Origin of the sequence: Blautia sp. MCC270 (assembly GCF_018785605.1) — a bacterium.
Classification (GTDB): domain Bacteria; phylum Bacillota; class Clostridia; order Lachnospirales; family Lachnospiraceae; genus Blautia_A; species Blautia_A fusiformis.
In genome coordinates, this window is sequence record NZ_WQQD01000029.1 from 54,955 (window position 1) to 79,452 (window position 24,498).

Consider the following 24,498-nt stretch of genomic DNA (forward strand, 5'->3'; position numbering starts at 1 on the left):
TGTGGGATTTCTACCTGCGTTATGCTCAAATGACGATTCCTATGTTCTGCATGCTTTCCGCAATGCTGTCCATATCATCATAATTGCAGTTCTCGCTCCACTTCTCTTTGCTCCAAACCTCGATCCGGTTCAGATTACCCGTAAGCACCACATCCTTATCCAGACCAGCGAACTGGCGCAGCGTCTGCGGCACCAGGATTCTTCCCTGCTTATCCAGCTGACATGTTGTAGCTCCGGCTACAAAGAAACGTGAAAAGGTTCTTGCGTCTTTATTTGTAAGTGGTAATGCTCGGAGTTTCTCTTCAAAAGCAACCCATTCATCCATCGGATAAATAGAAAGGCAACCATCCAACCCTCTTGTCAGTACGAACTCTTCCCCTAAGAGTTCCCTGAACCTGGAAGGGATGATCAGACGCCCCTTCGCGTCGATCGTATGATTATACTCGCCCATGAACATGAAACCCACCTACTCTCGTGAAACACGATTCTCCCCTTCGTGCTTCCAGGGTGCAAATGGTGTGTTCTGCCACTCATCCCCATTCGCTACCACTATTCACCACTTTCTACCACTTATGTAATCATTCTAAACTATTTACCATGAAAAAACAAGTGCATATCCAAGTTTTTTTTCATTTCATGAAATATCCACAGGTTTTTTTTCAACCTGTTTATTTTCTGTGCATTATTATGAAATGAAAAAGCTTCCGGACAGTCGCCGGAAGCTTTTTTCTGACTTTATGTTCTGTTATTTTATGACATTTTAAAGGCCTTTGAACACAAAGGAAAATTTCATCTTTCCATTGGTATCCAGAAGGTATTCCGGATGGGTGCGGGCACCCCAGCTGTCATCTCCTCCAACACCCATCTGCGCCTTTGCGGCACGGACAACGGTATAATGGATTGCCGGAAGCTCATAGGGATGCATGGCATTTTCCATTTCATGAGGAGTATATGGAAGTGCCGAGAACATCATCGGGCCGTTTTCTTTATCCATCTCAAAGAGCATTCCTCTACCCTTTCTGTCTGTGATCTTTGCCCAGCGTACTTCCTCTTTGTTTCCGCATTCCTGCGGCACAAGATAGCGTGCCATATTGTCTGTCACGAGATTCTCATAAATGCCGAGCTTTGCGCCATGCTTCCGGTCTGCATAAGTCTCTGCCGGTCCCAGGCCGTACCACTGAACATGATCATAATCCGCATTGAATTTAAAGAGTACTCCGAACTCCGGCATATCGCCCAGCTCTTTTACAGGATCATAGGTCAGCGTTGTCTTTACTCTTCCATCTCCGGTTACCTCATAGGCAAGACGGCATTCACTGGCAGGCGTAGTTGGCAGGATGTAGGTAAAAGCAACCTCCACGCTGTTTTCGTGAACCGTTGTCTCCGGAGCATTGGCCGGACCATACATGCCTTTTCGGTAATCCTTATGACTTGCGTACATGCTGGCGATCTTCCACTGTGCATAGCGCATCTGCATCAGACTTCCGCAATCATTATCTGTAGGTGCTCTCCAGAAGTTGGGCTTCGGAATCGCTTCGATCATTTCTCTTCCTGCATATTTATACGAAACCAAACCACCATTGAGAACGGAAAACAGCACTTCGAAATTTTCCCCGCGGACACCGATGTTATGAAGGCTTCTCACAAGCTCCACGCCACACGCAGGAGCTTCCGGTGTTCCTTCCACCTGATAAACATACTGGCCGAAAGCAACCTCATGTCCTGCCTCTGCCCAAAGTGTTTTTTCTCTGAGAAGGAAGGCTACGGTTACCGTATATTCGCCCGGGCGCTGCTGTTTTCCAAATGGAAGTCTGTAGGTCTGTTGGCTTAAAGGCTCCACCGCTGTATCCAGTGTCTCTGTGCGGAGAACATGACCGTTCTTTGCAAGAGTCACTTCACATCGGAATGTGTCCGTATTTACAAAAAGATTTTTGTTGATGATCTTAACAGAATCCTCACTTACCTGCGCAGTGATATTCTGGTAGTTGAATTTTACCTCCTGCATCTTTGGTGAAGCATCTCTGTCTCCGCCGTATGCGATACCGTTTCCACTGAAATTATAATCTGTAGGACGTTCACCGAAGTCTCCGCCGTATGCCTGGAATTCTTTACCGTAACGGTCTTTTTTATAAATAGACTGATCAATGTAATCCCAGATAAAGCCACCCTGATATTTCGGTTCTGTATCTGTAAGATCTGTATATTTATGCATTGCGCCGCAGGAATTTCCCATTGCATGGGTATACTCACAGCAAATAAACGGCTTGCTGTCATCCTTTGCAAGGAACTCCCGGATCGCTTCTACGGAAGGATACATCTGGCTTTCCATGTCACTGGTGGCATTGTAGCTGCGGTCATGGAAAACCCCCTCATAATGTACCAGTCTTGTAGGATCATTCTTGTGGTAGAACTCAGACATCTCAAAGATATCTTTTCCACCAAAGGATTCATTTCCACAGGACCAGATCAGGATCGCCGGGTGGTTCTTGTCACGCTGATACATGGAATTTACACGGTCCAGCATCATGCCCAGCCATTCCGGTTTGTTGTGCGGAACGATATCCGTGTGATCTCCGGTAAATTCTGCTATATCCCAGGTTCCGTGAGATTCCAGATTGTTTTCTGCGATCATGTAAATACCATATTCATCACAGAGACGGTAGATCGGAGATGCATCCGGATAATGACAGGTACGGATCGCATTGATGTTGTTCTGTTTCATGGTCACGATGTCTTTGAGCAGTTCCTCCCGGGACACATGTCTTCCTGTGACAGAGCTGAACTCATGGCGGTTCACACCCTTGAATACGATACGTTTTCCGTTAAGGGTCATGATACCATCCTTCATTTCAAAACGGCGGAAACCGACTTTCTCCGGGATGATCTCCTGGAGCTTTCCGCTTTCATCACTGATCTCCAGCTCCAGATCATAGAGATTCGGCTCTTCTGCACTCCAGAGAAGGGGATCCTGAATCTCCCAGGTACAGGTATCCTCTCCGTTCAGAGATCTTTCCTCCTGCAAAAGGATCTCTCCCTTTCTGGAAAGTGTAAGCTTCATTTTTCCTTTTCCCCAGGTACTGGTCACGATCTCAAGCTCGGCTTTTTTGAGAGTTTCATCCGGAATGGCACGGATCCTGAGATCATATACATGGACATCCGGTACCGTAAACAGATAAACATCTCTGTAAATTCCGGAAAAACGGTAAAAATCCTGATCCTCGCACCAGCTGCTGGCTGTCCATTTAAACACCTGTGCCGCCAGCTTGTTCTCGCCGTCCTTCAGATATTCCGTAAGCTCGAATTCTGACGGAGTAAAAGAATCTTCACTGTATCCCACAAATTTTCCATTGAGCCACAGAGCCAGGCCGCTCTCTGCTCCCTGGAATGAAACAAATACTCTTTTTCCTTTCATGCTCTCCGGCACATGGAAATATCTCACATAGCTTGCCACCGGGTTAAAACGTTCCGGGATCTGTCCCGGATGAATTTCTTCATGGCCTTCCCACGGATACTGGACATTGGCATACTGCGGTGCATCATATCCTTCCATCTGGATATGTGCCGGCACATAAATGTCCTCCCAGTCCTTACAGGAATATGCTTCTTCCTCAAAGCCTGGGATAGCAGATGCATAATTCCGTGCATAATGGAACTTCCAGAGACCATTCAGACTGTGACGGAAAGAAGTTTTCCCATCTTCTCTCTCTTCCTCACAGCGATAATATGTATGATCTGAGTGGGCATCCATTCTTCCGTCGCTGAAATACCGGGGATCTTTTAACAGAGAATGATCAAATTTTTTCATTTTTTCCTCCTGCCCGGCAGATTCTGTTTTTCTGCCGGATCCTTCGTTTTTTATGCTATGATTATTATAGTACAATCCACCGGATTATGGTATAATATGTTTCGCCAAAATATATAACATTTAGAAACAGGTGAATATCATGTCGATCTATTTCAGAAACACTCCGGTCAGTGCTCCCTTCATGTTTGAATCTCTTGGGAACCACTGGAATCAGGTTAATATCTTCCGTCCGGACGGATATCCGTATTATCATTACCTCCAGACTGAAAAGGGTACCGGACGCATTGAAGTCCGTGGAAAATTTTATACTCTCGGAGCCAACGAGGGCATCCTCATCGCCCCCGGTGTCCCTCATTCCTATCACAGGGAGTCTACTTCCTGGACCACGATGTTTGCCACCTTCACAGGAACATTGGCAGGCAGCATTCCTTCCATGACAGACAACCAGGAAGTGATCCTTATCGAAAAGGAACAAGGAGCCAGTATCCGGAAAATGATTTCTTCTACCTTGCGTAAATATCATCAGCCCACACCGGATATGAAATCTCTTTCTTCCGACTGCTATAATTTTCTTATGAATTTTACAGACTGTGCAGCTTCTCCGAAGATACAGGATAATCCTCTCTACCAGAGATATGTGATTCCGGTAATAAAAGAAATCGAAACCGGTTATCAGCAGGATATCACTGCAGCGCAGCTGAGCCGGAGCGTTTTTGTCTCTCCGCAGTATCTTTCCCGTCTGTTCCGCCGTTTTATGGGCTGCTCGGTTTACGAGTACGTTACCATGTACCGCATCAGCCGCGCACGTGAGCTTCTGCTTTCCAGACCGGATATGAAGATCCAGGATGTTGCCGGCGCTTCCGGATTTTCCGATGCCAGCCACTTTATCGCCATGTTCCGTAAAGTCACAGGCACAACTCCTCTGGATTTCCGAAAGATGTACTGATATATTCCTACTGCACAGCACAAAAACTGCCCTGCCGGAAACGTCGTAGAAGACGTTTTCCTGCAGGGCAGTTTTCTGCTGCTCTTATCAGCCAAATGCCGGTATCCTATATTCTGATCCATCAGACAAAAGCATCTGTATCCTATATCTGTTTGATCTCAGTTTCCGTAATATAATTCCAGAATACGGTCAACTCTTTGGCTGGCCTCCAGATTCTTCAGAAGATCGCTCCTGCTCCTGATCTGGCTGTCCAGCTTCTTCCGTTCCTCCTGCAGCTGCCGCAAAAGTGACGCTTTCCGAAGAGCTTCCTCTTTCTTCTGTATCTCGTTCTGATCCATTTTTTTCTCCCTGTACAGTCTCTGTTTCCAGATTCTCTGCTACATTTTCCCGTTGCTGTTCCGCTTCTTTCTCTGCCTGCTGATCTTTCTCGATCCTTCTCATCCGTACTTTTGCCCGCTTTCTGGACATCACGCGTTTCACTGCAACTACCACGGTGCAAAGAACAAAAAGTATTACCGAGATCACCAGTGAAACATCCACGCCGGTTCCCGGAAACAGTATTTTATCTGTGCGGAACCACTGGAGCACTGCTCTTCCAAGACCATAGCCTGCCAGATATCTCAGAAAGATCTCTCCCTGAAATACTTTTTTGCGAAGCAGCATCATAAGCACCAAAAGCAGACACCAGAGACTTTCATAGAAAAACAAGGGCTGTACCAAAATCCAGGTACCACCGTCCACGGTTTGAAGCTTTTCACGCATAGCCGTGGTGACCTCTCCTGCCCGTACCGCAGTCAGCGGCAGCTGCATGGAAAAAATGTTGTCTGCATATTCCCCGAAAGATTCTCTGTTAAAAAAGCTTCCCCACTTTCCTATTATCTGCCCGATCAGAAGTCCCATGCAGGCAAGATCTGCCATCTGCCAGAAGGATTTCTTTCGGATCCTGCAGTAGACCGCACCACCCAGCACACCGCCCAGAAGTCCGCCATAAAACATAAGTCCTCCGGACCGTATATTCAGAAGCTGTCCCGGATCATTTTTATAAAGGCTCCAGGAAAAAGCCGCATAAAGCAGCCTTGCCCCTGCCACACCGGAAAGCAGCGTTATGATGGCCAGATCCAGATATGCATCCGGATCTTCATGATTTCTTCTGGCTTCCAGTACCACAAAAAAGATTCCCAGAAGCATTCCTATCGCGATCAGGACGCCATAGATCGTGATCTCAAAGCCAAAGATCTCAAAGGATCTCGGCACATGATCCAAAACCAGATTTAATCCGGGAAACCGAATTGACATATCCATAAAATCACCTGTTATAATTTTTCAGCTTACAGCCGGTATTTCACAGACGTTGGTGATCACACGTTAAATCTGAATAAGATCACATCTCCGTCCTGTACAACGTACTCTTTTCCTTCCATACGTACAAGGCCCTTCTCTCTAGCACCTGCATAGGAACCGCAATCCAGAAGATCCTGATAATTCACAACCTCTGCTTTGATAAATCCACGTTCAAAGTCTGTGTGGATCTTACCTGCTGCCTGCGGTGCCTTGGTTCCGATCTTGATAGTCCATGCTCTTGTCTCATCCTCTCCTGCTGTCAGGAAACTCATAAGTCCAAGAAGGTGATAGCTTGCGCGCACCAGCTTCTCCAGGCCGGATTCTGTCAGTCCCAGATCCTCAAGGAACATCTTTCTCTCATCCTCATCCAGCTCGGAGATCTCCTCCTCGATCTGCGCACAGATCACAAATACCTCGCTGTTCTGTTTGGCAGCGTATTCACGTACTGCCTGTACATACTGATTGTTCGCCCCATCATCTGCGATATCATCCTCTGCAACGTTAGCCGCATAGATCACCGGTTTTGCAGTAAGAAGATTATAGGTTGCAAGCCATGCATCCTCATCTTCGTTCTCTATTTCCAGAGTAATGGCAAGCTGTCCCTCTTCCAGATGTGCCTTTACTTTTTCAAGGAATGTAAGCTCTTTGGCAGCTTCCTTATCCATACGTGCAGTCTTGGTAACCTTGGCAATTCTTCTCTCGAGGATCTCAAGATCAGAGAAAACAAGCTCCAGATTAATAGTCTCGATATCGCGGAGCGGATCAATGCTTCCATCTACATGAACAACATTGGAATCCTCAAAGCAGCGTACCACGTGAACGATAGCATCTACCTCACGGATATTTGCAAGGAACTGGTTTCCAAGTCCCTCTCCCTTAGATGCGCCTTTTACAAGACCTGCAATATCGACGAATTCGATCACTGCCGGTGTTACTTTTTTTGATTTATAAAAATCTCCGAGAAGATTCAGTCTCTCATCCGGAACGGTTACAACACCCACATTGGGGTCGATAGTACAGAACGGATAGTTTGCGGATTCTGCTCCGGCTTTTGTCAGTGAATTGAATAATGTACTTTTTCCTACGTTAGGAAGACCTACGATTCCTAATTTCATCTCTCTATATACGTCCTTTCGATATATTTATTTACAGTATTTTTCAGATACTCTTTAAACAGGCCTTTCCGTTTTTCAGGCCATTCCTGTCCCATATTACCATACACAGCCTGAAATCGCAACTGTGAGGCAATTATTGTTACTGTCAGTCCCTGGACATGATCATCAGAAGCTGCCCGCTTTCATACAGGATCTCTGCGGTTTCTTCCGAAATCTCATTGCTGACGGTCAGGCCACTGTCTTCTACTGTCAGATGATATCCGTTCAGCGGATACTTAAATCCCCTCAGAGTGAGGCCTGTCACATCACCTCCCACAGTAAAGAATGAAACATATTTTCCAAACTGCTCCTCTCTGTGCAGTATGGTTCCGCTTTCTGCAAGTGTGATATAATTCCACTGATCTGCGATCGCAATACGAACGCCCTGTTCCTTACCCATGGAAAGCAGTCCCAGATTCGCCAGCACATGATCCAGCCTTGTGCCGGTAGCTCCCAGGATCAGGATATCCTTTGCACCCTTGCGGATCATCTGGTTTACCGCAGACTGTGTATCCGAATCATCCTTCTCTGGCTTCAGCCTGATGATCTCCAGTCCCTTCAGGCTTTCCATATATTTTTGGCCTTCTTCGGAAAGACTGTCAAAATCCCCAATTGCAAGATCCGGAATAAATTCCCGGTTTTTCATAAACCATTCCATCCCCTTATCTGCAGCAACAAGAGTGATTTTCTCTCCTCGGCTTTCTTCTATTCTTTTTTTTAAAAAATCGAGGGCAAAACCATTCTGGATATTGCCCCCGCTGATTATTATTGTATCGATCATTTTCAGTCCAGCTCTTTTTTGATATTGTGGATTTTTTCTGTAATGTGTCTTACATTGGCTGCCACATCGCCCTTAAATACCCAGGAACCTGCGACCATGAGGTTTGCACCGGCACGCATAACCGTCTCCAGTGTATCATCATTGATACCGCCATCTACCTGGATGTCAACATCCAGCTCTTCTTCATCAATAAGCTCACGAAGCTCCTGGATCTTCTCCGTGCATTCGTCCATGTATTTCTGTCCGCCAAATCCTGGCTGAACAGTCATTATCAGCACCATATCCACATCTTCAAGAAGATGGCTGATGTCATTTACCGGTGTGGATGGCTTGATTGAAACTGCCGCCTTTACCCCTGCTGCCCTGATCTGCTCCAGTGTACGCTCCAGATCCTCACATGCCTCCGCATGTACAGTAATGGAATCTGCTCCGCATTCTACAAAATCGCGGATATATCTTTCCGGTTCTGTTACCATCAAATGTACGTCGAAAAACATGTTGGATTCTTTCCGGATCGATTTGATCACCGGCATTCCAAAAGAAATGCTGGGAACAAAATCTCCATCCATAACATCAATATGCAGATATTCAACGCCTTCCTTTTCCAGAATTTTGATCTGTTCTCCCAGTCTGTTAAAATCTGCTGATAAGATCGACGGGCACAATCGGTATTCCATGACTCAGTATCTCCTTTTCTCTTTTAATTCCTGGTGCAGCTCCAGATAATCTTCATATCGGAGTCTGCTGATCTCATTGTTCTCAAGGGCTTCCTTAACAGCGCAGCCCGGTTCATGTATGTGACGGCACCCCTGAAAGCGGCACTGTCCTTCATATCTTCGGAACTCTGGAAAGTAATCCTTCAGTTCCTGCTCCTCCATATTTTCAATATATAAGGAGGAAAATCCCGGCGTATCCACAAGGAATGTATCCTGTGCCACCGGTATGATCTGTGCATGGCGCGTAGTATGTTTTCCCCGTTTCAGCTTACGGCTGATCTCACCGGTTTCCATCTCCACTTCTTCCTGAAGGGAATTTGTAAGAGAAGATTTTCCCACGCCGGATGGGCCGGCAACCACAGTTGTCCTGCCCTGAAGCACTTCTTCGATCTCGTCGAGTCCTTCTCCCTTCAGGGCACTTGACAGGATCACCTGATAGCCGCAACTCTGATATGTTTCATAGAGAAATTCCAGCTCTTCCGTTGTTGCCAGATCTTTTTTGTTAAAACAGATGACTGCCGGAACACCTTCCCTCTCCATCATAATGAGGAAACGATCCAGAAGCATGAAGTTCGGCTTCGGATTATCCATGGCAAAGATCACCAGTGCCTGATCTACATTGGCCACAGCCGGACGGATCAGAGAATTCTTCCGCTTGTGGATCTCCGTCACACTTCCCTCCAGTTCCTTTTCATCCAGAACTGTAATGTCCACATTGTCACCTACCAGAGGCTTGAATTTATCCTTACGGAAAATTCCCTTGGCTCTGCATTCATATGTATTACCGTCTTCTGCATATACGTAGTAGAATCCGGCAATACCTTTGATTATCTTTCCCTGCATGATCACTCAGCTTTCTTGAATGTAACCGTGTAGGTTCCAAGCTGCTGATAATCCCCGTCTACCTCTTCATAGAGATAGATGGTTCCTGAGGTAACGCCCTCAGCACCTGAGATATCAAGCTGATACGGGAAGCTGATATTCTGTCCATCAATGATGGTGGATGCCTTAGGCTCACCGTTTACGTCCTGGATCAATTCCAGACGGATCGCGCCTCCATTGTAGCCGGACGGGGTATCCAGTGTCTGTGTACATTTCCAGCCTGTGTTTGCATTGACATCTGCTGTAGATGTAGTTGTGGATACTGTGCTGTCCGCAGATGCTGTGCTGTCCGCAGATGCTGTGCTATCTGTAGATGCTGTACTGTCTGTAGATGCTGTACTATCTGCAGATGCTGCGCTATCTGTGGATGGAGCCTTGTCACCGGAGCTGATGGTAATGCTGATCGGCTGATCCGGGTCTGCTGCCGCATAGGCTTCCGGATCCTGTGCGATAACTGTACCTGCAGCTTCTGTACTCTGCTGTTCTGTTATCTGGATATCAATAAATTTACCTAAAGTAGTAAGCGCATCATCCTTGGTCATTCCCACAACACTCGGGACCTCAGCATTATCGCCATAATCAACCCCTCGACTGACTGTCAGTGTTACAGAAGAGCCTGCCTGCACAGAAGTACCTGCTGCCGGCTCGACATTGTAAACATATCCCGGATCTACCAGTGCATATCCGTTGTCATCTGTGTCGCTGTATTCTTTCTGGACATTTACCTGAAGTCCAAGATCTTCCAGAGTCTGCTGTGCATCGATTCCTGTACGTCCATCCAGATCTGGGATCGTAACCTGTGCTGTTCCGGTGCTTACCCAGTATTTCACAGTTGTATTGGCTTCAACCTGTGTTCCCGCAGCTGTCTCCTGACGGGAGATCCTGCCTTTTTCCTGATCGGATGCCTCCTCACCGGCCATCTGGACACCCAGATGTGCATCGTTTGCAAGTGTTTTAGCCTCTTCCTCTGTCTTGCCTACAAGATCAGGAACAGTTGCCAGACCGTCAGCTGCTGATTCCTGCTTCGCTTCTGCCTTGCTGCTGTCTGCAGCTCCGCTGCTGCCGGTTCCAAACAGTCCTGCGGCACGTCCAAGCACTACCACAAGAACGATCAGAAGGACTGCACCTCCGATCAGTGCCGCAATCGTCAGGCCTCTTCCGGAACCATGATGCTTCTTTTTCTTTCCGGATCTATGCTCAGATCTCGGTCTGTATTCTTCCTCTGCATCATCGTAATCGTTATCGTCGTATTTTTCTTCCTCAAGTGCGGTGATCTCCGGTTTTGTGATCTGCTTCGGTGTATGTTTGATCTCACCAAGCTCTTCTTCTGAGATCACAACCGTCTTGGCATCGTTGTCAACTGTAGTAAGCTTTACAAAATCACCCTGGGGATCGATCAGAGAATGCTTCAGATCTGCGATCACATCCTCCATACGGCTGTAACGACGATCTACACTTTTCTGTGTACATTTCAGAATGATCTGCTCCAGACTGTACGGAAGGTCCGGTGTATAAACACTTGGCGGAACCATCTCTTCCTGCAGATGCTTGATAGCGATCGCCACAGTGGTATCTCCGTCAAAAGGAACTCTTCCTGTGACCATCTCATACAGTGTGATTCCAAGAGAATAGATATCGCTCTTCTCATCGCTGTATCCGCCTCTCACCTGCTCAGGTGAGCTGTAATGTACAGATCCCATTACATTGGAGCTGATCGTATTGGAAGATGCAGCTCTGGCAATTCCAAAGTCTGTCACCTTTACTTTACCATCTGTGGAAATAATGATATTCTGAGGTTTCACATCTCTGTGAACGATACCATGGCTGTGTGCCGCCTCCAGACCCATAGAAACCTGGATTGCGATACTTGTAGCCTCTTTAATGGAAAGCTTTCCCTTCTTGGAGATGTATTCCTTCAGAGTGATACCCTCGATCAGTTCCATAACAATGTAATAAACACCGCCGTCATCTCCTACGTCAAATACATTGACGATATTCGGATGTGTAAGACCAGCTGCCGCCTGGGCCTCACTTCTGAATTTCTTTATAAACGTGGTGTCTTCCCGAAACTCCGGTTTCAGGACCTTCACGGCAACAAAACGGTTCAGCTTATGGTCCATAGCCTTATAGACATCTGCCATTCCGCCAGTTCCGATTTTTCCTACGATCTCATAGCGCTCGGCTATGATCATTCCCGTCTTCAACATGCTTCCACCTCATTCGTGAATGGCTCTACCAGTACGACTGCAATATTATCCTTACCACCATTCTGATTTGCTTCCCGAAGGAGCGCACTGCCCTTCTGATCAATATCTGCTTCCGGATCGGATATGATCTCCTGGATCTTCTCATCTTCAACCATATTGCTGAGACCGTCTGAACACATCAGGATCGTACATCCTTTTTCAAGTTTCAGATCAAAGAAATCCACATCCACCGTTTTCTCCGCGCCAAGTGCCCTTGTAATGATGTTCTTATCCGGATGATTCCGTGCTTCCGCTTCGCTGATCTCGCCCATTCTCACCATTTCCTGTACCAGGGAATGATCTCTGGTGACCTGGCGGATCCCGTCCTGGATCACATATAAACGGCTGTCACCCACATTGGCTACATAGGCATACTGATCTACAATAGTCGCCACCACCATAGTGGTTCCCATGCCCCGGAGGTTTTCGTCTTCCTGCGCACGGTTTCTGATCTCCGTGTTCGCAGCTTCGATCGCATGACGAATAACCTTCACAGGATTGTAATCCGCATCTTCACGGATTTCATCCACAAGGATCCGTACTGCATGTGAGGATGCATAGTCACCGGCGTTATGTCCGCCCATTCCGTCCGCGACTGTGAAAAGATTAGGCAGATTTCCAACCGGACCTTCAGATGCAAACACGTAATCCTGATTCATCTTCCGCTTCTGCCCTACATCAGTAGCTGAGTATATCCTCATGTCACTTCTCGCTTTCTGTTTTTTCCATGTAACTTTTTCTTAGCTGTCCACAGGCACCGTCGATATCGCTGCCCATTTCCCTTCTAATAGTAACATTAATTCCGTATTTTTCAAGTTTTATTTTGAAATTCTCCACAGCCTGTCGAGTAGACCTCACATAGGAGCGTTCCTTGATGGGATTGACCGGAATCAGATTTACATGGCAATTGATGCCTTTTATACGGCCTGCCAGCTGTCTCGCATCTTCTTCACTGTCGTTGACGCCAGCTACAAGACTGTACTCAAAGGTGATCCTTCGGCCTGTTTTGTCAAAATAATTTCTGCAGGCATCCAGAACCTCATCCATGGAATACTTATTCGCGATCGGCATCAGTTCCTGTCGTTTTTCATCATTTGGAGCATGAAGGGAAAGTGCCAGAGTGATCTGAAGCTTTTCTTCAGCCAGATCATACATCTTCGGCACGATCCCACAGGTAGAAACCGTCACATTTCTCTGACTAATCCCAAGACCGTTTTCGTCGGTAAGGATCCTGACAAAACGGACAAGATTGTCATAATTATCCATCGGCTCACCGGTTCCCATCACAACTACATTGGCCACACGTTCACCGGTATCTGCCTGGATACGGTAAATCTGATCCAGCATCTCGGACGGTTTCAGGCATCTGGTCAGTCCTCCGATGGTAGATGCACAGAATCTGCATCCCATACGGCAGCCCACCTGAGAAGAAATGCACACAGAATTTCCGTGGTGATACCGCATGAGAACACTCTCGATCACATTTCCATCTTCCAGCTGGAACAGATATTTTCTGGTTCCGTCAATTTTTGAGATCCTTACATCTGCCTGGGTCAGTGCTGTGATCGGATAAGCCGAAAGCTTTTCCCTGAGGCTTTTGGAAAGATTTGTCATTTCATCCCAGGAGGTAACCAGCTGCTGGTGAAGCCATGCATAGATCTGTTTCGCCCGGAAAGGCTTTTCACCGATCTTTGTCATGAATTCCTTCAATTCCTCCATGGTCATGGATTTTACATCTGTCATTTTCTGCTATTTCCTTCTGAATCTGGCAATAAAGAATCCATCTGTCTTATGTATTCCCGGCAGAAGCTGCAGATAGCCAAGCTTCGTGGATTTACAGTGCAGTTCCTCCGGAATATACGGATCCAGGCTTTCCAGCCGGTACGGATAATTCTTTAAAAACCATAATACATTTTCTTCGTTTTCTTCCCGGGCAATGGTACATGTGCTGAAGATCAGCGTTCCATCCGGTTTCACATACTTTGCAGCCTTATCCAGGATCATTCTCTGGAGCATTACGATCTCTTCCTGTTTCTGCGGAGTTGCCCGGTATTTGATTTCCGGTTTCTTGCCTATAACTCCATAACCGGAGCACGGTACATCCGCGATCACAATATCCGCAGCCTGTTCGGAATCCGGATCATATACCGTTGCATCCTGAACTCTGGCTTCCACATTGATCACTCCGGTCCTGTGGATGTTTTCTTTGATAAGATCTGCCTTATACTGACTTACATCTCTGGCATCCACATTTCCGTAATCCCCCATTTTGTCTGCCGCATGGATGCTTTTTCCACCTGGTGCAGCGCACATGTCGATGATATGGTCGCCTTTTTTCGGACTTGCAGCTTCCGCTACAAGCATAGAGCTTACATCCTGCACCAGGATCTTTCCCTGAAGGAAGGTCTCAAGTGTCAAAATATGATTGTAATCGGAAATCTTCAGTGCATAGGGAAGATAAGGAGCCTGTTCTACTGTCACTCCCTGAGACTTCAAACTGGTGACGATCTCTCTCAGAGACGCCTTATGAGTACGGCACCGTACTGTGATCGGTCTTTCTGTCAGAAAATCCTCCAGGATCTTCTCCGTAGTCTTCACTCCGTAGGCTGCTTTCCATTTTTCTACCAGATATTCCGGCATGGAATATTTCACAGAAAGATAACGGACTTCGTTTTCTTCCCTGGAAGGAAGCTCCAGATCACCGATCTCTCTTGCAATCGTACGGAGCACCCCGTTGACAAAGGGCTTTAGATTATAAAAGCCTTTTCGCTGTGCCAGCTTTACCGCTTCATTGCATACTGCACTGTCCGGAACACTGTCCATAAATTTCAGCTGATATACCGCACTTCTCAGGATCTCACGGATCTGCGGTTTCATCTTGTTTACAGAAACCTTGGAAAAAGAATCGATGACATAATCAATATAGATCCTGTATTCCAGGGTTCCCTCACATACTCTTGTAATAAAGCTACGTTCCTGTTTCGGAAGAAACTGATATTTGGAAAGCGCATTCCGGATCGCAATATGGCTGTGCTCACCCTCCTCCTCGATCTGTAACAGGATCTCAAGGATCAGTTCTCTGGTATTTACTCCGCTGCTAATCACGATCTCTACCTCCTGCAAGGATAATCAGTCTCAGAAGCTGCAGAATAGATGCCGCCAGAGCTGCTACATAGGTAAGCGCTGCCGCTGTAAGTACTTTTCTTGCACCCTTTTTTTCATCTGCACCTAAGATACCTGTACTTTCCAGCATTTTAAGCGCTCTGGAAGACGCATTGATCTCAACCGGAAGTGTCACCAGCTGAAACAGTACTGCCAGTGAAAACAAAACAATTCCCAGAGTTACCAGCGGATCAATGGAAAAGATCAGTCCTGCGATAAACAGCGGCCATGAAAGCTGGGAACCAATATTTGCGGCAGGTACAATGGCTGAACGGATATTCAGTGGTGCATAATTGATCGCATCCTGGATCGCATGGCCACATTCATGTGCTGCCACCCCCACAGCCGCCAGAGAATTTCTTCCATAAATATCTTCTGAAAGGGAAACCGTTTTCGTTCTCGGATCATAGTGATCCGTAAGACTTCCGCGGATCGGAACCACCTGTACGTCTGTGATCCCAGCCGCTCTCAGGATCCTCTGTGCAGCTTCCGCACCGGTGATACCTGAATGACTCCGGACCTTTTTATAGACTGCAAAGGTACTGCGCAGCTTCGCGGATGCCGCAAGAGAAAGAAGCATTCCGATCACGAGCAAAAGAATCGTGGGGTCCATTCCCCATCCGTAATAACCATATCCGTACATAACTCATCACTCCCTGGAATCTCTGAACATGTCTCCTGGTTTCAACTGATATCCCCGAAGGAACGCATCCGCTTCCATGCGTTTTTTGCCTTCCAGCTGCACTTCATGGAGCACGAGCACCTTCTGGCCGCATGCTACCTGGATTCCTCCTTTGTCAGCGGCTATCACAGTTCCCGGTGCTTCCTGTGCCTGTTTTTCCAGAACAGAGCTCTTCCAGACCTTCAATGTTTTTCCATTGATAAAGGTAAAAGCGCTTGGCCATGGATCAAGGCCTCTTACCAGACGCTCCAGTTCTTCCGCATTTTTGCTGAAATCCAGAAGCCCCATTTTTTTGGAGATCATGGCAGCATATGGTGTTGGACTCTCCTCCGGCTGTTTCTCGCGGGTTGCAGTTCCGTCAAAAATGGACGGTAAAGTCTGTACCAGAAGCTCTGCACCTGCCTGTGCGAGCTTATCAAACAAGCTTCCACCTGTCTCATCTTTGGCAAGCGGAACCACGATCCTGGAAATCATATCACCGGTATCCAAACCGGTTCCCATCTGCATAATGGTAACGCCGGATTCTTTTTCACCGTCGATCACCGCCTGCTGGATCGGTGCAGCTCCACGATATTTAGGAAGCAGAGACGCATGGATATTGATACATCCGAATCTCGGCATATCCAGGATGCTCTTTGGAATGATCTGCCCGAATGCCGCAACAATGATGATGTCCGGTGCAAGATTTTTCAGTTCTTCCACAAATTCAGGATCTCTTACCTTCACCGGCTGCAGTACCGGGATCCCGTGTTTCAGTGCTTCTTCTTTTACAGGAGTAGGCATCATAGTTTTGCCTCTGCCCTTCGGTTTGTCCGGCTGTGTGATCACAGCCTCCACTTCATATCCGTTCTCTACCAGTGCTGCAAGAGGCGCCACCGCAAAGTCCGGAGTTCCCATATAAATAATCTTCATAGTATCCCGCCTTTAGTCTTCTTCATCATAAGTTACCTTGTGAAGTTCTCCCTCCACAAGTTCTGTATACATTTTTCCATCCAGATGGTCAATCTCATGACAGAATGCTCTTGCCAGAAGGCCCTCTCCCTCGTAGATCTGTTCGTCCATATTTACATCAAGTGCTTTTACCTTCACATAGTTCGGACGTGTTACCTGTCCTGCCATTCCCGGAACGCTCAGACATCCCTCGTCACCGGTCTGCTCGCCGCTTGTCTCAAGGATCTCCGGATTGATCAGCACGATCGGGCCCTCACCTACGTCGATGACAACGATACGTTTCAGGATTCCTACCTGTGGTGCAGCGAGGCCAACACCCATTGCATCATACATGGTATCCAGCATATCTGTGATCAGTTCCCCGATCCTCGGTGTCATTTTGTCTACTGTCCGGGATTTTTTTGTCAGTACAGAATCCCCCTGTACACGGATTGTTCTAAGTGCCATTTTTCTTCTCCTTTAATTCATATCAAATTGAATGTATATTTTCCGGAATCCGGAATTTATCTCTATATATTTCTCCAGCTTCTCTCTGACTGCTGTGAGAAAGCAGATATCCCTGTGCTTCAGATGGATCACCTGACGATAAACATCCTTTACCTTACCTACCGATGCAGCTGCAGGTCCGATCATGTGAAGCTCTTCCTTCGGACTTACCCTGCGGATAAAAACTTCTATATAATGCATGGCATTTTTCAGAAGTTCTTCATCCTGGCAGGCACCAAAAACAGTCATCATATGGGCTGCCGGCGGATAGTCCAGAAGCATCCGATACCCCATTTCTTCTTTATAAAATTTCTTATAATCCTGAATAGCCGCAGCCTGGATACTGTAATGCTCCGGCTGATATGTCTGGATCACCGCCTGCCCCGGCCGATTCCCTCTGCCGGAACGTCCAACTGCCTGAGTCAGAAGCTGGAATGTACGCTCCCCGCAGTGATAGTCATCCATATTCAGAGAAAGATCTGCTGCGATCACTCCTACCAGAGTCACATTCGGAAAATCATGTCCCTTGACGATCATCTGGGTCCCCACCAGAATATCTGCCTCATGCTTTGCAAAAGAAGCCAGGATCTTCTCATAGCTGTCCTTGGTCCTTGTGGTATCAAAATCCATTCGAAGTACCCTGGCTTTCGGGAATTCTTTTTCAATGACCTTCTCGATCTGCTGGGTTCCTGCCTTAAATCCACCAATGTGCGGTGAACCACAGGACGGACAGATTTCCGGTTTCACAGTCTCATAGCCGCAATAATGACAGATTAGACGATTGCCATTGTGTTCACTTAGAGATACATCACAGTGGGGACATTTCATAACGTGACCGCAGGCTCTGCAGGAAACAAAGCCCGCATATCCTCTCCGGTTCAGAAACAGCATGGCCTGTTCTCTTCTTTCAAGGACCTGCTCCAGATCCCTCTTCAGCTCCAGACTCAGTACCGAGCGGTTTCCTTTCTTTAATTCTTCCCGAAGATCCACGATTGATACCTGTGGAAGAGGCCTTTCCTCATAACGTGCGTTTAACTTTACCAGAAGATATTCTCCGTCACAGGCATGACTGTAGGCTTCCAATGACGGAGTGGCTGATCCCATGACCACACGGGCATGTTCCATTCGTGCCCTCTCAATGGCAGTCTCACGTGCATGGTACCTTGGCGTATTCTCACTTTTGTAGGTGGGTTCATGCTCTTCGTCGATAACGATCAGTCCCAGATCTGAAAACGGTGTGAACAGTGCGGATCTGGGTCCTACCATCACCTGGATCTCACCACGCTTTGCTCTTTTGAACTGATCATAACGTTCTCCCTGGGAAAGTCTGGAGTTCAGAACCGAAACCTTATCTCCGAACATGGCATAAAAGCGCCTGACTGTCTGATAAGTAAGCGCGATCTCAGGGATCAGCACGATCGCCTGTTTTCCCTCCTCCAGTACCTTCTGGATCAGGCGCATATAAACCTGGGTCTTTCCGCTTCCGGTCACTCCGAAAAGAAGTGCAGGCCTTGGGTCCGGCTCCTGCCATTCCCGAAAAATCTGCTCTGCCGCCAAAAACTGTTCCTGGTTCAGACTCAGTTCCATGTTCTCCTTCACCAGGCCGAGCCCCTCGGGAATGCGATACATTTCCTGACTTTCAATAGTTATCAGACCTTTTTTTTCAAAAAAATCAAGAACGGAAATGCCGGCTCCAAGCTCTTTGGAGGCATAGGTATAATCCAGGCTCCCGGCCTCCAGGATTGCCCGAAGGAACCGCTCACGTGCTTTAAATCGGCTGCCTTCCAGCTTGCCAAGAAGTGCCTGCCCCTCTTCCTTTTTCCCTGTAAAAAGGATCAGTCTTTTCTCTTTTGCACGGACCTTGTCTTTTACAGGCAGAACTGTTTTCAGTGCCTGGATCATGGTGGAGCCATAGGTCTCCTTCATCCAGGCCGCAAGTGCGATCAGCCGGGATTCTGTTGTCTCACTGTCTGTGGACACTCCCCGGATCTCCTTGAGCTTTGACGCATCATATTTTGCCGTTCCGGAGATCCCGGTCACATAGCCTTTCCGAAGGGTATTTCCCTTTCCGAAGGGCACTGTGACCACAACTCCGGGTTTTATTGCCTGCACCAGCTCCTCAGGTACACGATACTGAAAATCCCGGTCCAGCTTTTCATGAGAAATATCAATGATCACATCTGCATAGATCATCCATTTACGCTTTCTGATCTTCTTCCAGGATCTCCCGGATCAGTACACGCTCATCCATGGGATATTTCTTACCCTTGATCTCCTGATAATCCTCATGGCCCTTTCCGGCAAGGACGATGATATCTCCCGGCTCACCATGATGGATCGCGTAGGCGATCGCCTCTTTACGATCCGGGATCTCTACATATTTTCCATCTGTTTTTGCCATTCCGATCTTAATATCATCGATGATGGCCTGTGGATCCTCATCTCGCGGATTATCTGAAGTAATGATGGTCAGATCTGCCATCTTTCCTGAAACCTCACCCATCTCATAACGGCGCAGCTTGGAACGGTTTCCGCCACAGCCAAACAGGCATACCAGTCTGTGCGGATCATATTCCTTCAGTGTTCCGAGAAGGCTCTCCAGCGCCATGGCATTATGTGCGTAATCGATCATCAGTGTGAATTCGTCAGATACCTTGATCATCTCAATACGGCCTTTGACCCTGGCCACCTTCAGAGCTTTGATGATATTCTCCTCGGATACCTTAAAATGACGGCAGATGGCAATGGCAGTCAGCGAATTGTAAATGCTGAACTTACCTGGAATATCGATCTCCACAGGAAAATCCATAAGTCCCTTAACATGATAGGAAATTCCCAGATAGCCCTTTCTTCCTACGAGTCTGGCGTCCTCTGCACGGAGATCTGCTTTTTCGGAAAATCCATAGGTTTCAAGTTTACAGGTGTGGCCTTCGATAATGCGGTCAAAGTGTTCATCGTCACGATTTACAATACCAACCTTACACTGTCTGAGAAGCATGGATTTGCAGTGCAGATAATCATCAAAGTCCTTGTGCTCATTCGGTCCGATATGATCTGGTTCAATATTTGTGAAAATTCCAAAATCAAACACAAATCCCTGGGTCCTGTGAAGCATCAGTCCCTGTGAGGAAACCTCCATAACGACCGCATCGCAGCCTGCTTCTACCATATCGTGAAAATATTTCTGTACCATATAGGATTCCGGTGTCGTGTTGGCTGCCGGGATATGCTTCTCCCCGATAACAGCCTCGATGGTCCCGATCAGACCAACCTTATATCCGGCATTCTCAAGAATCGATTTCACCATATAGGTTGTAGTTGTTTTTCCTTTGGTTCCAGTGATACCGATGGTTTTGAGCTTTTCTGCCGGATGTCCGAACCATGCTGCTGAAATAAAGGCCATGGCGTAACGGGTATCCTCTACCTGGATCACTGTCACATCCTCCGGTGCCTCCACCGCTTCTTCCACGATGAGTGTCTTCGCACCCTTTGCCACAACATCAGGTATAAATTTATGTCCATCCACGACCGCACCTCTGATGCAGATAAAAAGGCTCCCTTCTTCTACTTTGCGGGAATCATATACAACAGAAGAAACCTCCTGCTCTGTACTTCCCTGAAGGCATTTGTATTCAAGATGTTCCAATAAGGATAAAAGATTCATTTTTCTCCTCCATCTTCCCTTTTTCCGGTCTGACGGGCAGCACACCGGAGGCGGGAAATATACTGTTCTTATTTTCTGTACATACCATATAGAATAGCACACCTCCCCCCTGTTTTCAACGTTTCTTTGAGGTACGGCCGCCTTGTAAAATATCAGCTTGTTACTGTTCACTCCGTTCTCAGTAACATCAGCTTTTTCCATAAATATCCGCATATTTTTTCCGGAGCCAGATGCCGCCCAGCACAGTCACCAAAGCTGTCACTGCCAGAAGCGTCCACAAATCCCTCCTGGTATCATCTCCGGTCTTCGGATGTGTGGACGCAGTTCTTGCCATCTGTATCTGACCGGAAGCCGGACCCTGGTCATCTCCCTGCAAAGGCAGCCCTTCTTCCGGCGTAATAGCCACCTCTCCTTTTACCATGACAGAAGCGGAGGCCTCCATCAATCGCTCTCCGGTTTCCTGGCTTGTGACCGTCACCTGGTTAAAAAGCTTCTGATCCGCTGTTTTTCCCGGGATCTTCACCACAGCCTGAAGAGAAACTGCCTCTCCCGGCGGGATCTGTTGGATCATTGCCTTTGTACGGCTGCTGTTGAGCGTTACACCTTCCTGCTCCAGAAACTGTGCATGGATCCCTGCTGCCTGAAAGCGCTCCGTTCCCATAACCGAATGAAGCGTTTTTTCACCGGTATTCACGATACATATCTGATAGGTCACAGTCTCACCCGGTGCAGCGGTTTCTTTGTCTGCAGTTTTCTTTACAGAAAGATCCGCCTTCAGTGCCTCCAGACCATTTATAGTGGAAGCGTTCTTCCGGATCACCTCCTCCACTCTGTCCTTCACCCTGGCCTCTGCTTCCACCTGGTGCTCCAGATCTTTTTCCTGTTCATCCAGAAGCGGCGCCTGTACATAAAAGCTCCTGCTCTCTCCGGCTTTTAATTCTGCAAATTCCGCCACAGCCCCTTCTGTTAGAAGTCCTTCTGCATCTTCCCACAGCTGCCGGATCTTAGGGCAGGAAAAGCTGCTGGTCAGACGGATATCTGCAAGATCCAGCTTTCCGGTATTGGCTATCTCCACCTGATAACGGATGGTCTGCCCTGCTTTCATTTTTTCATTCTGTGCAATTACCGACAATTCCATATCAGCCTCAGCAGCCTCCACGTCCAGCATAGGCGAGATTCCCTCTGCGATCACCAGCTCTTCCCCGTTTTCTTCTGTCATGAGAAAGGTTCCCGCACCGGTACAGTCCTTCTGAAGCGGTTCCTCCTGAGTCACAGGATAACTGCTTTTCTCTGCCGGAAAACGGTATTCCTGCCGCAGGATCAGCGGGATACGGAAAAAAATCTCATCCTGCCCGTTCTTCTCCACGTTCAGCACGCTTTCCAGCTTTGTGATCTCTGTAGCTTCACCGCTCTGGCTCCTTACAGAAATCTGCTGTGCAGCCATATTTTTCGGGACAGAATCCGTTTCCGGAACAAAATACTCCGAAATATACGTGACCAGCGTCAGCTTTTGCGTCTCCTCAGACTCACCTTCCTCTTCATTCCCTACATTTTCCCCTCCGGTCGACGTTCCTTCCGGTGTGAGCGGACCCGTTTTCTCCTGCTCTTCATCCTCCGGCTGTACTGTTTCCCCGGATGCCAGCTGCTCCACGTGCTCATATGCTTCCTCCATTTCTATTCCGATTCCTTCCACAACCTTATCCACCGGCAATTCCTGTTCTGCCTTCTCTTCCTGCTGCAAGTCATCCTCCGGCAGCTCCTGCTCTGGCTCCTTTTCCTGCTGCCAATCATCTTCCGGCAGCTCCTGCTCTATCTCTTCTTCCTGTTCCACCGATGGATCTTCAATCTTCTGAAGTTCATCGTCCCACTTCTCATTTTTCTCCTTATCCTCCGAAAACCTTCTCCCGGACAGCCATTCATTCAGACCGCGAATCCGGATCCCAAGCTCCGCCTGTCCGGATTCTATGTCTTTCCAGAACACACTCTGATCGATAAACGGTGCCTGTCCCGGCAAAAAATCTGCTCCCAGAGTCAGCTCCGGTTCTATTGTTCCTCCCAGCATGGCTCCTGCCAGCACTGTCACAATTCCGACTTTCTTCATCTGTTTCCATATTCTGTTTTTCATGGCTCTTCCTCATTTCTGCCTGATCTGGCATTTCTTATACACATGTTTTTTTTACAGAAACTTACTTTTCCACAGACAAAGGCATCCCTCCCCGGCAAATGGTGCATGATCAATGTTTTTTCGATAAAATAAAATGGATTTCTGCATCGAAACGATGCGTGAACAGATCCCGCAGAATGCAGGATCAAGACTTTTTCAATGTATCACATTTTCAGACCATGCGCAACCGGATATAAAAATTATAAAGTTTGTTTAAACTTTCTTTATAAATTTTCCATTTCTTTTAGATTAACGACATATTTTAAACATATTTTCTCTATATAATAGGTGTTGGATAGATGAAAAACCACTCTCTATCTCCCCCCTCAAAAAATAGTAGGAATCAAACCGTCTGACTGGATCAGGCGGTTTTTCCTGTCTCGGAAAACACTCGATTTTCTATTGCATTTCCCACATAGGTCTTTTATAATAAAATATAATACTCGTGCATCGTTTTCGATGTACTCGTTACTGAATACAGTAACTGATTTCATTCCAATTTTTAAGAGAAACGAGGTATTTCCTATGAGCGAAAAAACCGTAGTAGTTGCATTAGGCCACCGGGCACTTGGCACCACACTTCCAGAGCAAAAAACAGCTACAAAACTCGCAGCGAAGGTAATCGCAGATCTGGTAGAGGAGGGAACCCGCGTAGTGATCTCCCACAGCAACGGTCCGCAGGTAGGGATGATCCACACCGCAATGAATGAATTCGGTAAGGCACATCCTGATTATACATTTGCACCAATGTCCGTATGTTCCGCCATGAGCCAGGGTTATATCGGCTATGACCTTCAGAACGCCATCCGCGCTGAGCTTATCTCCAGAGGGATCTACAAACCGGTCAGCACAGTTCTGACACAGGTTGTCATCGATCCATACGATGAAGCATTTGCAGAGCCGGAGAAGATCATTGGACGTGTTCTTAACGCAGAAGAGGCCGAGGCTGAAGAAGAAAAAGGAAACTTTGTCACAAAGGTGGGCGAGGGCCAGTACAGACGTATCCTTGCAGCACCGAAGCCACAGAAGATCGTAGAGATTGAAACCGTAAAGGTCCTCTCTGCAGCAGAGCAGATCGTCATTGCCGCAGGCGGTGGCGGAATCCCGGTTCTTGAGCAGGGAACTCAGCTGAATGGTGCCAGCGCCATCATCGAGAAAGACCTGGCAGCAGGACTTCTTGCAGAAGAACTGAACGCTGACACTCTGATGATCCTTACAAGCGTCGAGAAAGTAAGCCTTGACCATAATACGGATCACGAATCTTATCTGGATACTATTTCCACAGAAGATGCCAAGAAATATATTGCCGGCAAACAGTTTGCGGCAGGCTCCATGCTTCCTAAGATCGAAGCAGGTGTTTCCTTCGTGGAGAAGGGAACCGGACGCCGTACCATCATCACAGACATGGCCCATGCAAAAGACGGCTACCGTGAGAAGACCGGAACTATCATTAAATGATCATTTTACGGACTCAGAATACAAAGTGAACTATAAAACTTCACTTTACATAAAAATATC

The 24,498-nt window shown here is 47.3% G+C and carries 19 protein-coding genes; 2 read left to right on the forward strand and 17 right to left on the reverse strand.

What is annotated here, in order from left to right; genetic code table 11:
* Positions 1–25 precede the first annotated feature (25 nt).
* Together mraZ and GPK58_RS09465 are read right to left on the reverse strand one after the other, a co-directional pair.
* Positions 26–457, reverse strand: coding sequence for a division/cell wall cluster transcriptional repressor MraZ (mraZ, locus tag GPK58_RS09460; protein WP_021651636.1), 432 nt, complete (start codon positions 455–457; stop codon positions 26–28).
* Positions 458–760: 303 nt separating this feature from the next.
* A complete protein-coding gene (locus GPK58_RS09465) occupies positions 761–3,805 on the reverse strand; it encodes a glycoside hydrolase family 2 TIM barrel-domain containing protein (protein ID WP_215638558.1) in 3,045 nt (1,014 codons plus the stop codon).
* Between the two features lie 139 nt (positions 3,806–3,944).
* Between GPK58_RS09465 and GPK58_RS09470 the strand changes: the two genes are divergently transcribed.
* Entirely contained in the window at positions 3,945–4,751 is an 807-nt protein-coding gene (locus GPK58_RS09470) for a helix-turn-helix domain-containing protein (RefSeq protein WP_015526109.1), read from the forward strand.
* Between the two features lie 189 nt (positions 4,752–4,940).
* Here GPK58_RS09470 and lgt read toward each other — a convergent pair whose 3' ends face one another.
* From lgt to GPK58_RS09545, 15 genes are all read right to left on the reverse strand, one after another.
* Positions 4,941–6,053, reverse strand: coding sequence for a prolipoprotein diacylglyceryl transferase (gene lgt, locus GPK58_RS09475; RefSeq protein WP_215638559.1), 1,113 nt, complete (start codon positions 6,051–6,053; stop codon positions 4,941–4,943).
* A 56-nt stretch (positions 6,054–6,109) separates the two neighbouring features.
* Positions 6,110–7,207 carry a redox-regulated ATPase YchF gene (gene ychF / locus GPK58_RS09480; RefSeq protein ID WP_215638560.1) on the reverse strand — a complete coding sequence of 366 codons (1,098 nt, stop codon included), beginning with the start codon at positions 7,205–7,207 and terminating at the stop codon, positions 6,110–6,112.
* Between the two features lie 145 nt (positions 7,208–7,352).
* On the reverse strand, positions 7,353–8,027 hold the full coding sequence (locus tag GPK58_RS09485; protein ID WP_118752749.1) for a thiamine diphosphokinase: 675 nt from the start codon (positions 8,025–8,027) through the stop codon (positions 7,353–7,355).
* Positions 8,028–8,029: 2 nt separating this feature from the next.
* Positions 8,030–8,704 carry a ribulose-phosphate 3-epimerase gene (rpe, locus tag GPK58_RS09490; RefSeq protein ID WP_015526113.1) on the reverse strand — a complete coding sequence of 225 codons (675 nt, stop codon included), beginning with the start codon at positions 8,702–8,704 and terminating at the stop codon, positions 8,030–8,032.
* 3 nt (positions 8,705–8,707) lie between these two features.
* Positions 8,708–9,586, reverse strand: coding sequence for a ribosome small subunit-dependent GTPase A (rsgA, locus tag GPK58_RS09495; RefSeq protein WP_021651619.1), 879 nt, complete (start codon positions 9,584–9,586; stop codon positions 8,708–8,710).
* Between the two features lie 2 nt (positions 9,587–9,588).
* On the reverse strand, positions 9,589–11,832 hold the full coding sequence (gene pknB / locus GPK58_RS09500; RefSeq protein ID WP_215638561.1) for a Stk1 family PASTA domain-containing Ser/Thr kinase: 2,244 nt from the start codon (positions 11,830–11,832) through the stop codon (positions 9,589–9,591).
* Positions 11,826–12,572 (reverse strand): Stp1/IreP family PP2C-type Ser/Thr phosphatase, encoded by a 747-nt coding sequence (locus tag GPK58_RS09505; RefSeq protein ID WP_021651617.1) that lies wholly within the window; start codon positions 12,570–12,572, stop codon positions 11,826–11,828. The genes pknB and GPK58_RS09505 overlap by 7 nt, the downstream gene beginning before the upstream one ends.
* A gap of 1 nt (position 12,573) precedes the next feature.
* Complete coding sequence (gene rlmN / locus GPK58_RS09510) at positions 12,574–13,614, reverse strand: 23S rRNA (adenine(2503)-C(2))-methyltransferase RlmN (protein ID WP_015526117.1); 1,041 nt, start codon at positions 13,612–13,614, stop codon at positions 12,574–12,576.
* A gap of 6 nt (positions 13,615–13,620) precedes the next feature.
* Entirely contained in the window at positions 13,621–14,973 is a 1,353-nt protein-coding gene (gene rsmB / locus GPK58_RS09515) for a 16S rRNA (cytosine(967)-C(5))-methyltransferase RsmB (protein WP_044961572.1), read from the reverse strand.
* On the reverse strand, positions 14,969–15,676 hold the full coding sequence (locus GPK58_RS09520; protein ID WP_015526118.1) for a zinc metallopeptidase: 708 nt from the start codon (positions 15,674–15,676) through the stop codon (positions 14,969–14,971). Before GPK58_RS09520 ends, rsmB begins: the two co-directional genes overlap by 5 nt.
* 6 nt (positions 15,677–15,682) lie before the next feature.
* The gene (fmt, locus tag GPK58_RS09525; protein WP_022426882.1) at positions 15,683–16,627 is read right to left on the reverse strand and encodes a methionyl-tRNA formyltransferase; all 945 of its coding nucleotides are present in this window, start codon (positions 16,625–16,627) and stop codon (positions 15,683–15,685) included.
* A gap of 12 nt (positions 16,628–16,639) precedes the next feature.
* Positions 16,640–17,113, reverse strand: a complete 474-nt coding sequence (def, locus tag GPK58_RS09530; protein WP_022426881.1) for a peptide deformylase — start codon at positions 17,111–17,113, stop codon at positions 16,640–16,642.
* Positions 17,114–17,125: 12 nt separating this feature from the next.
* Complete coding sequence (priA, locus tag GPK58_RS09535; protein WP_215638562.1) at positions 17,126–19,345, reverse strand: replication restart helicase PriA; 2,220 nt, start codon at positions 19,343–19,345, stop codon at positions 17,126–17,128.
* Positions 19,346–19,349: 4 nt separating this feature from the next.
* Positions 19,350–20,816: a UDP-N-acetylmuramoyl-L-alanyl-D-glutamate--2,6-diaminopimelate ligase gene (locus GPK58_RS09540; RefSeq protein WP_044961562.1), complete on the reverse strand. Its 1,467-nt coding sequence runs from the start codon at positions 20,814–20,816 to the stop codon at positions 19,350–19,352.
* Positions 20,817–21,003: 187 nt separating this feature from the next.
* Complete coding sequence (locus GPK58_RS09545; RefSeq protein WP_215638563.1) at positions 21,004–22,941, reverse strand: DUF11 domain-containing protein; 1,938 nt, start codon at positions 22,939–22,941, stop codon at positions 21,004–21,006.
* Between the two features lie 564 nt (positions 22,942–23,505).
* On the opposite strand from GPK58_RS09545, the gene arcC reads away from it, so the two are divergent.
* On the forward strand, positions 23,506–24,438 hold the full coding sequence (gene arcC / locus GPK58_RS09550) for a carbamate kinase (protein ID WP_015526125.1): 933 nt from the start codon (positions 23,506–23,508) through the stop codon (positions 24,436–24,438).
* The last annotated feature ends 60 nt before the right edge of the window (positions 24,439–24,498 follow it).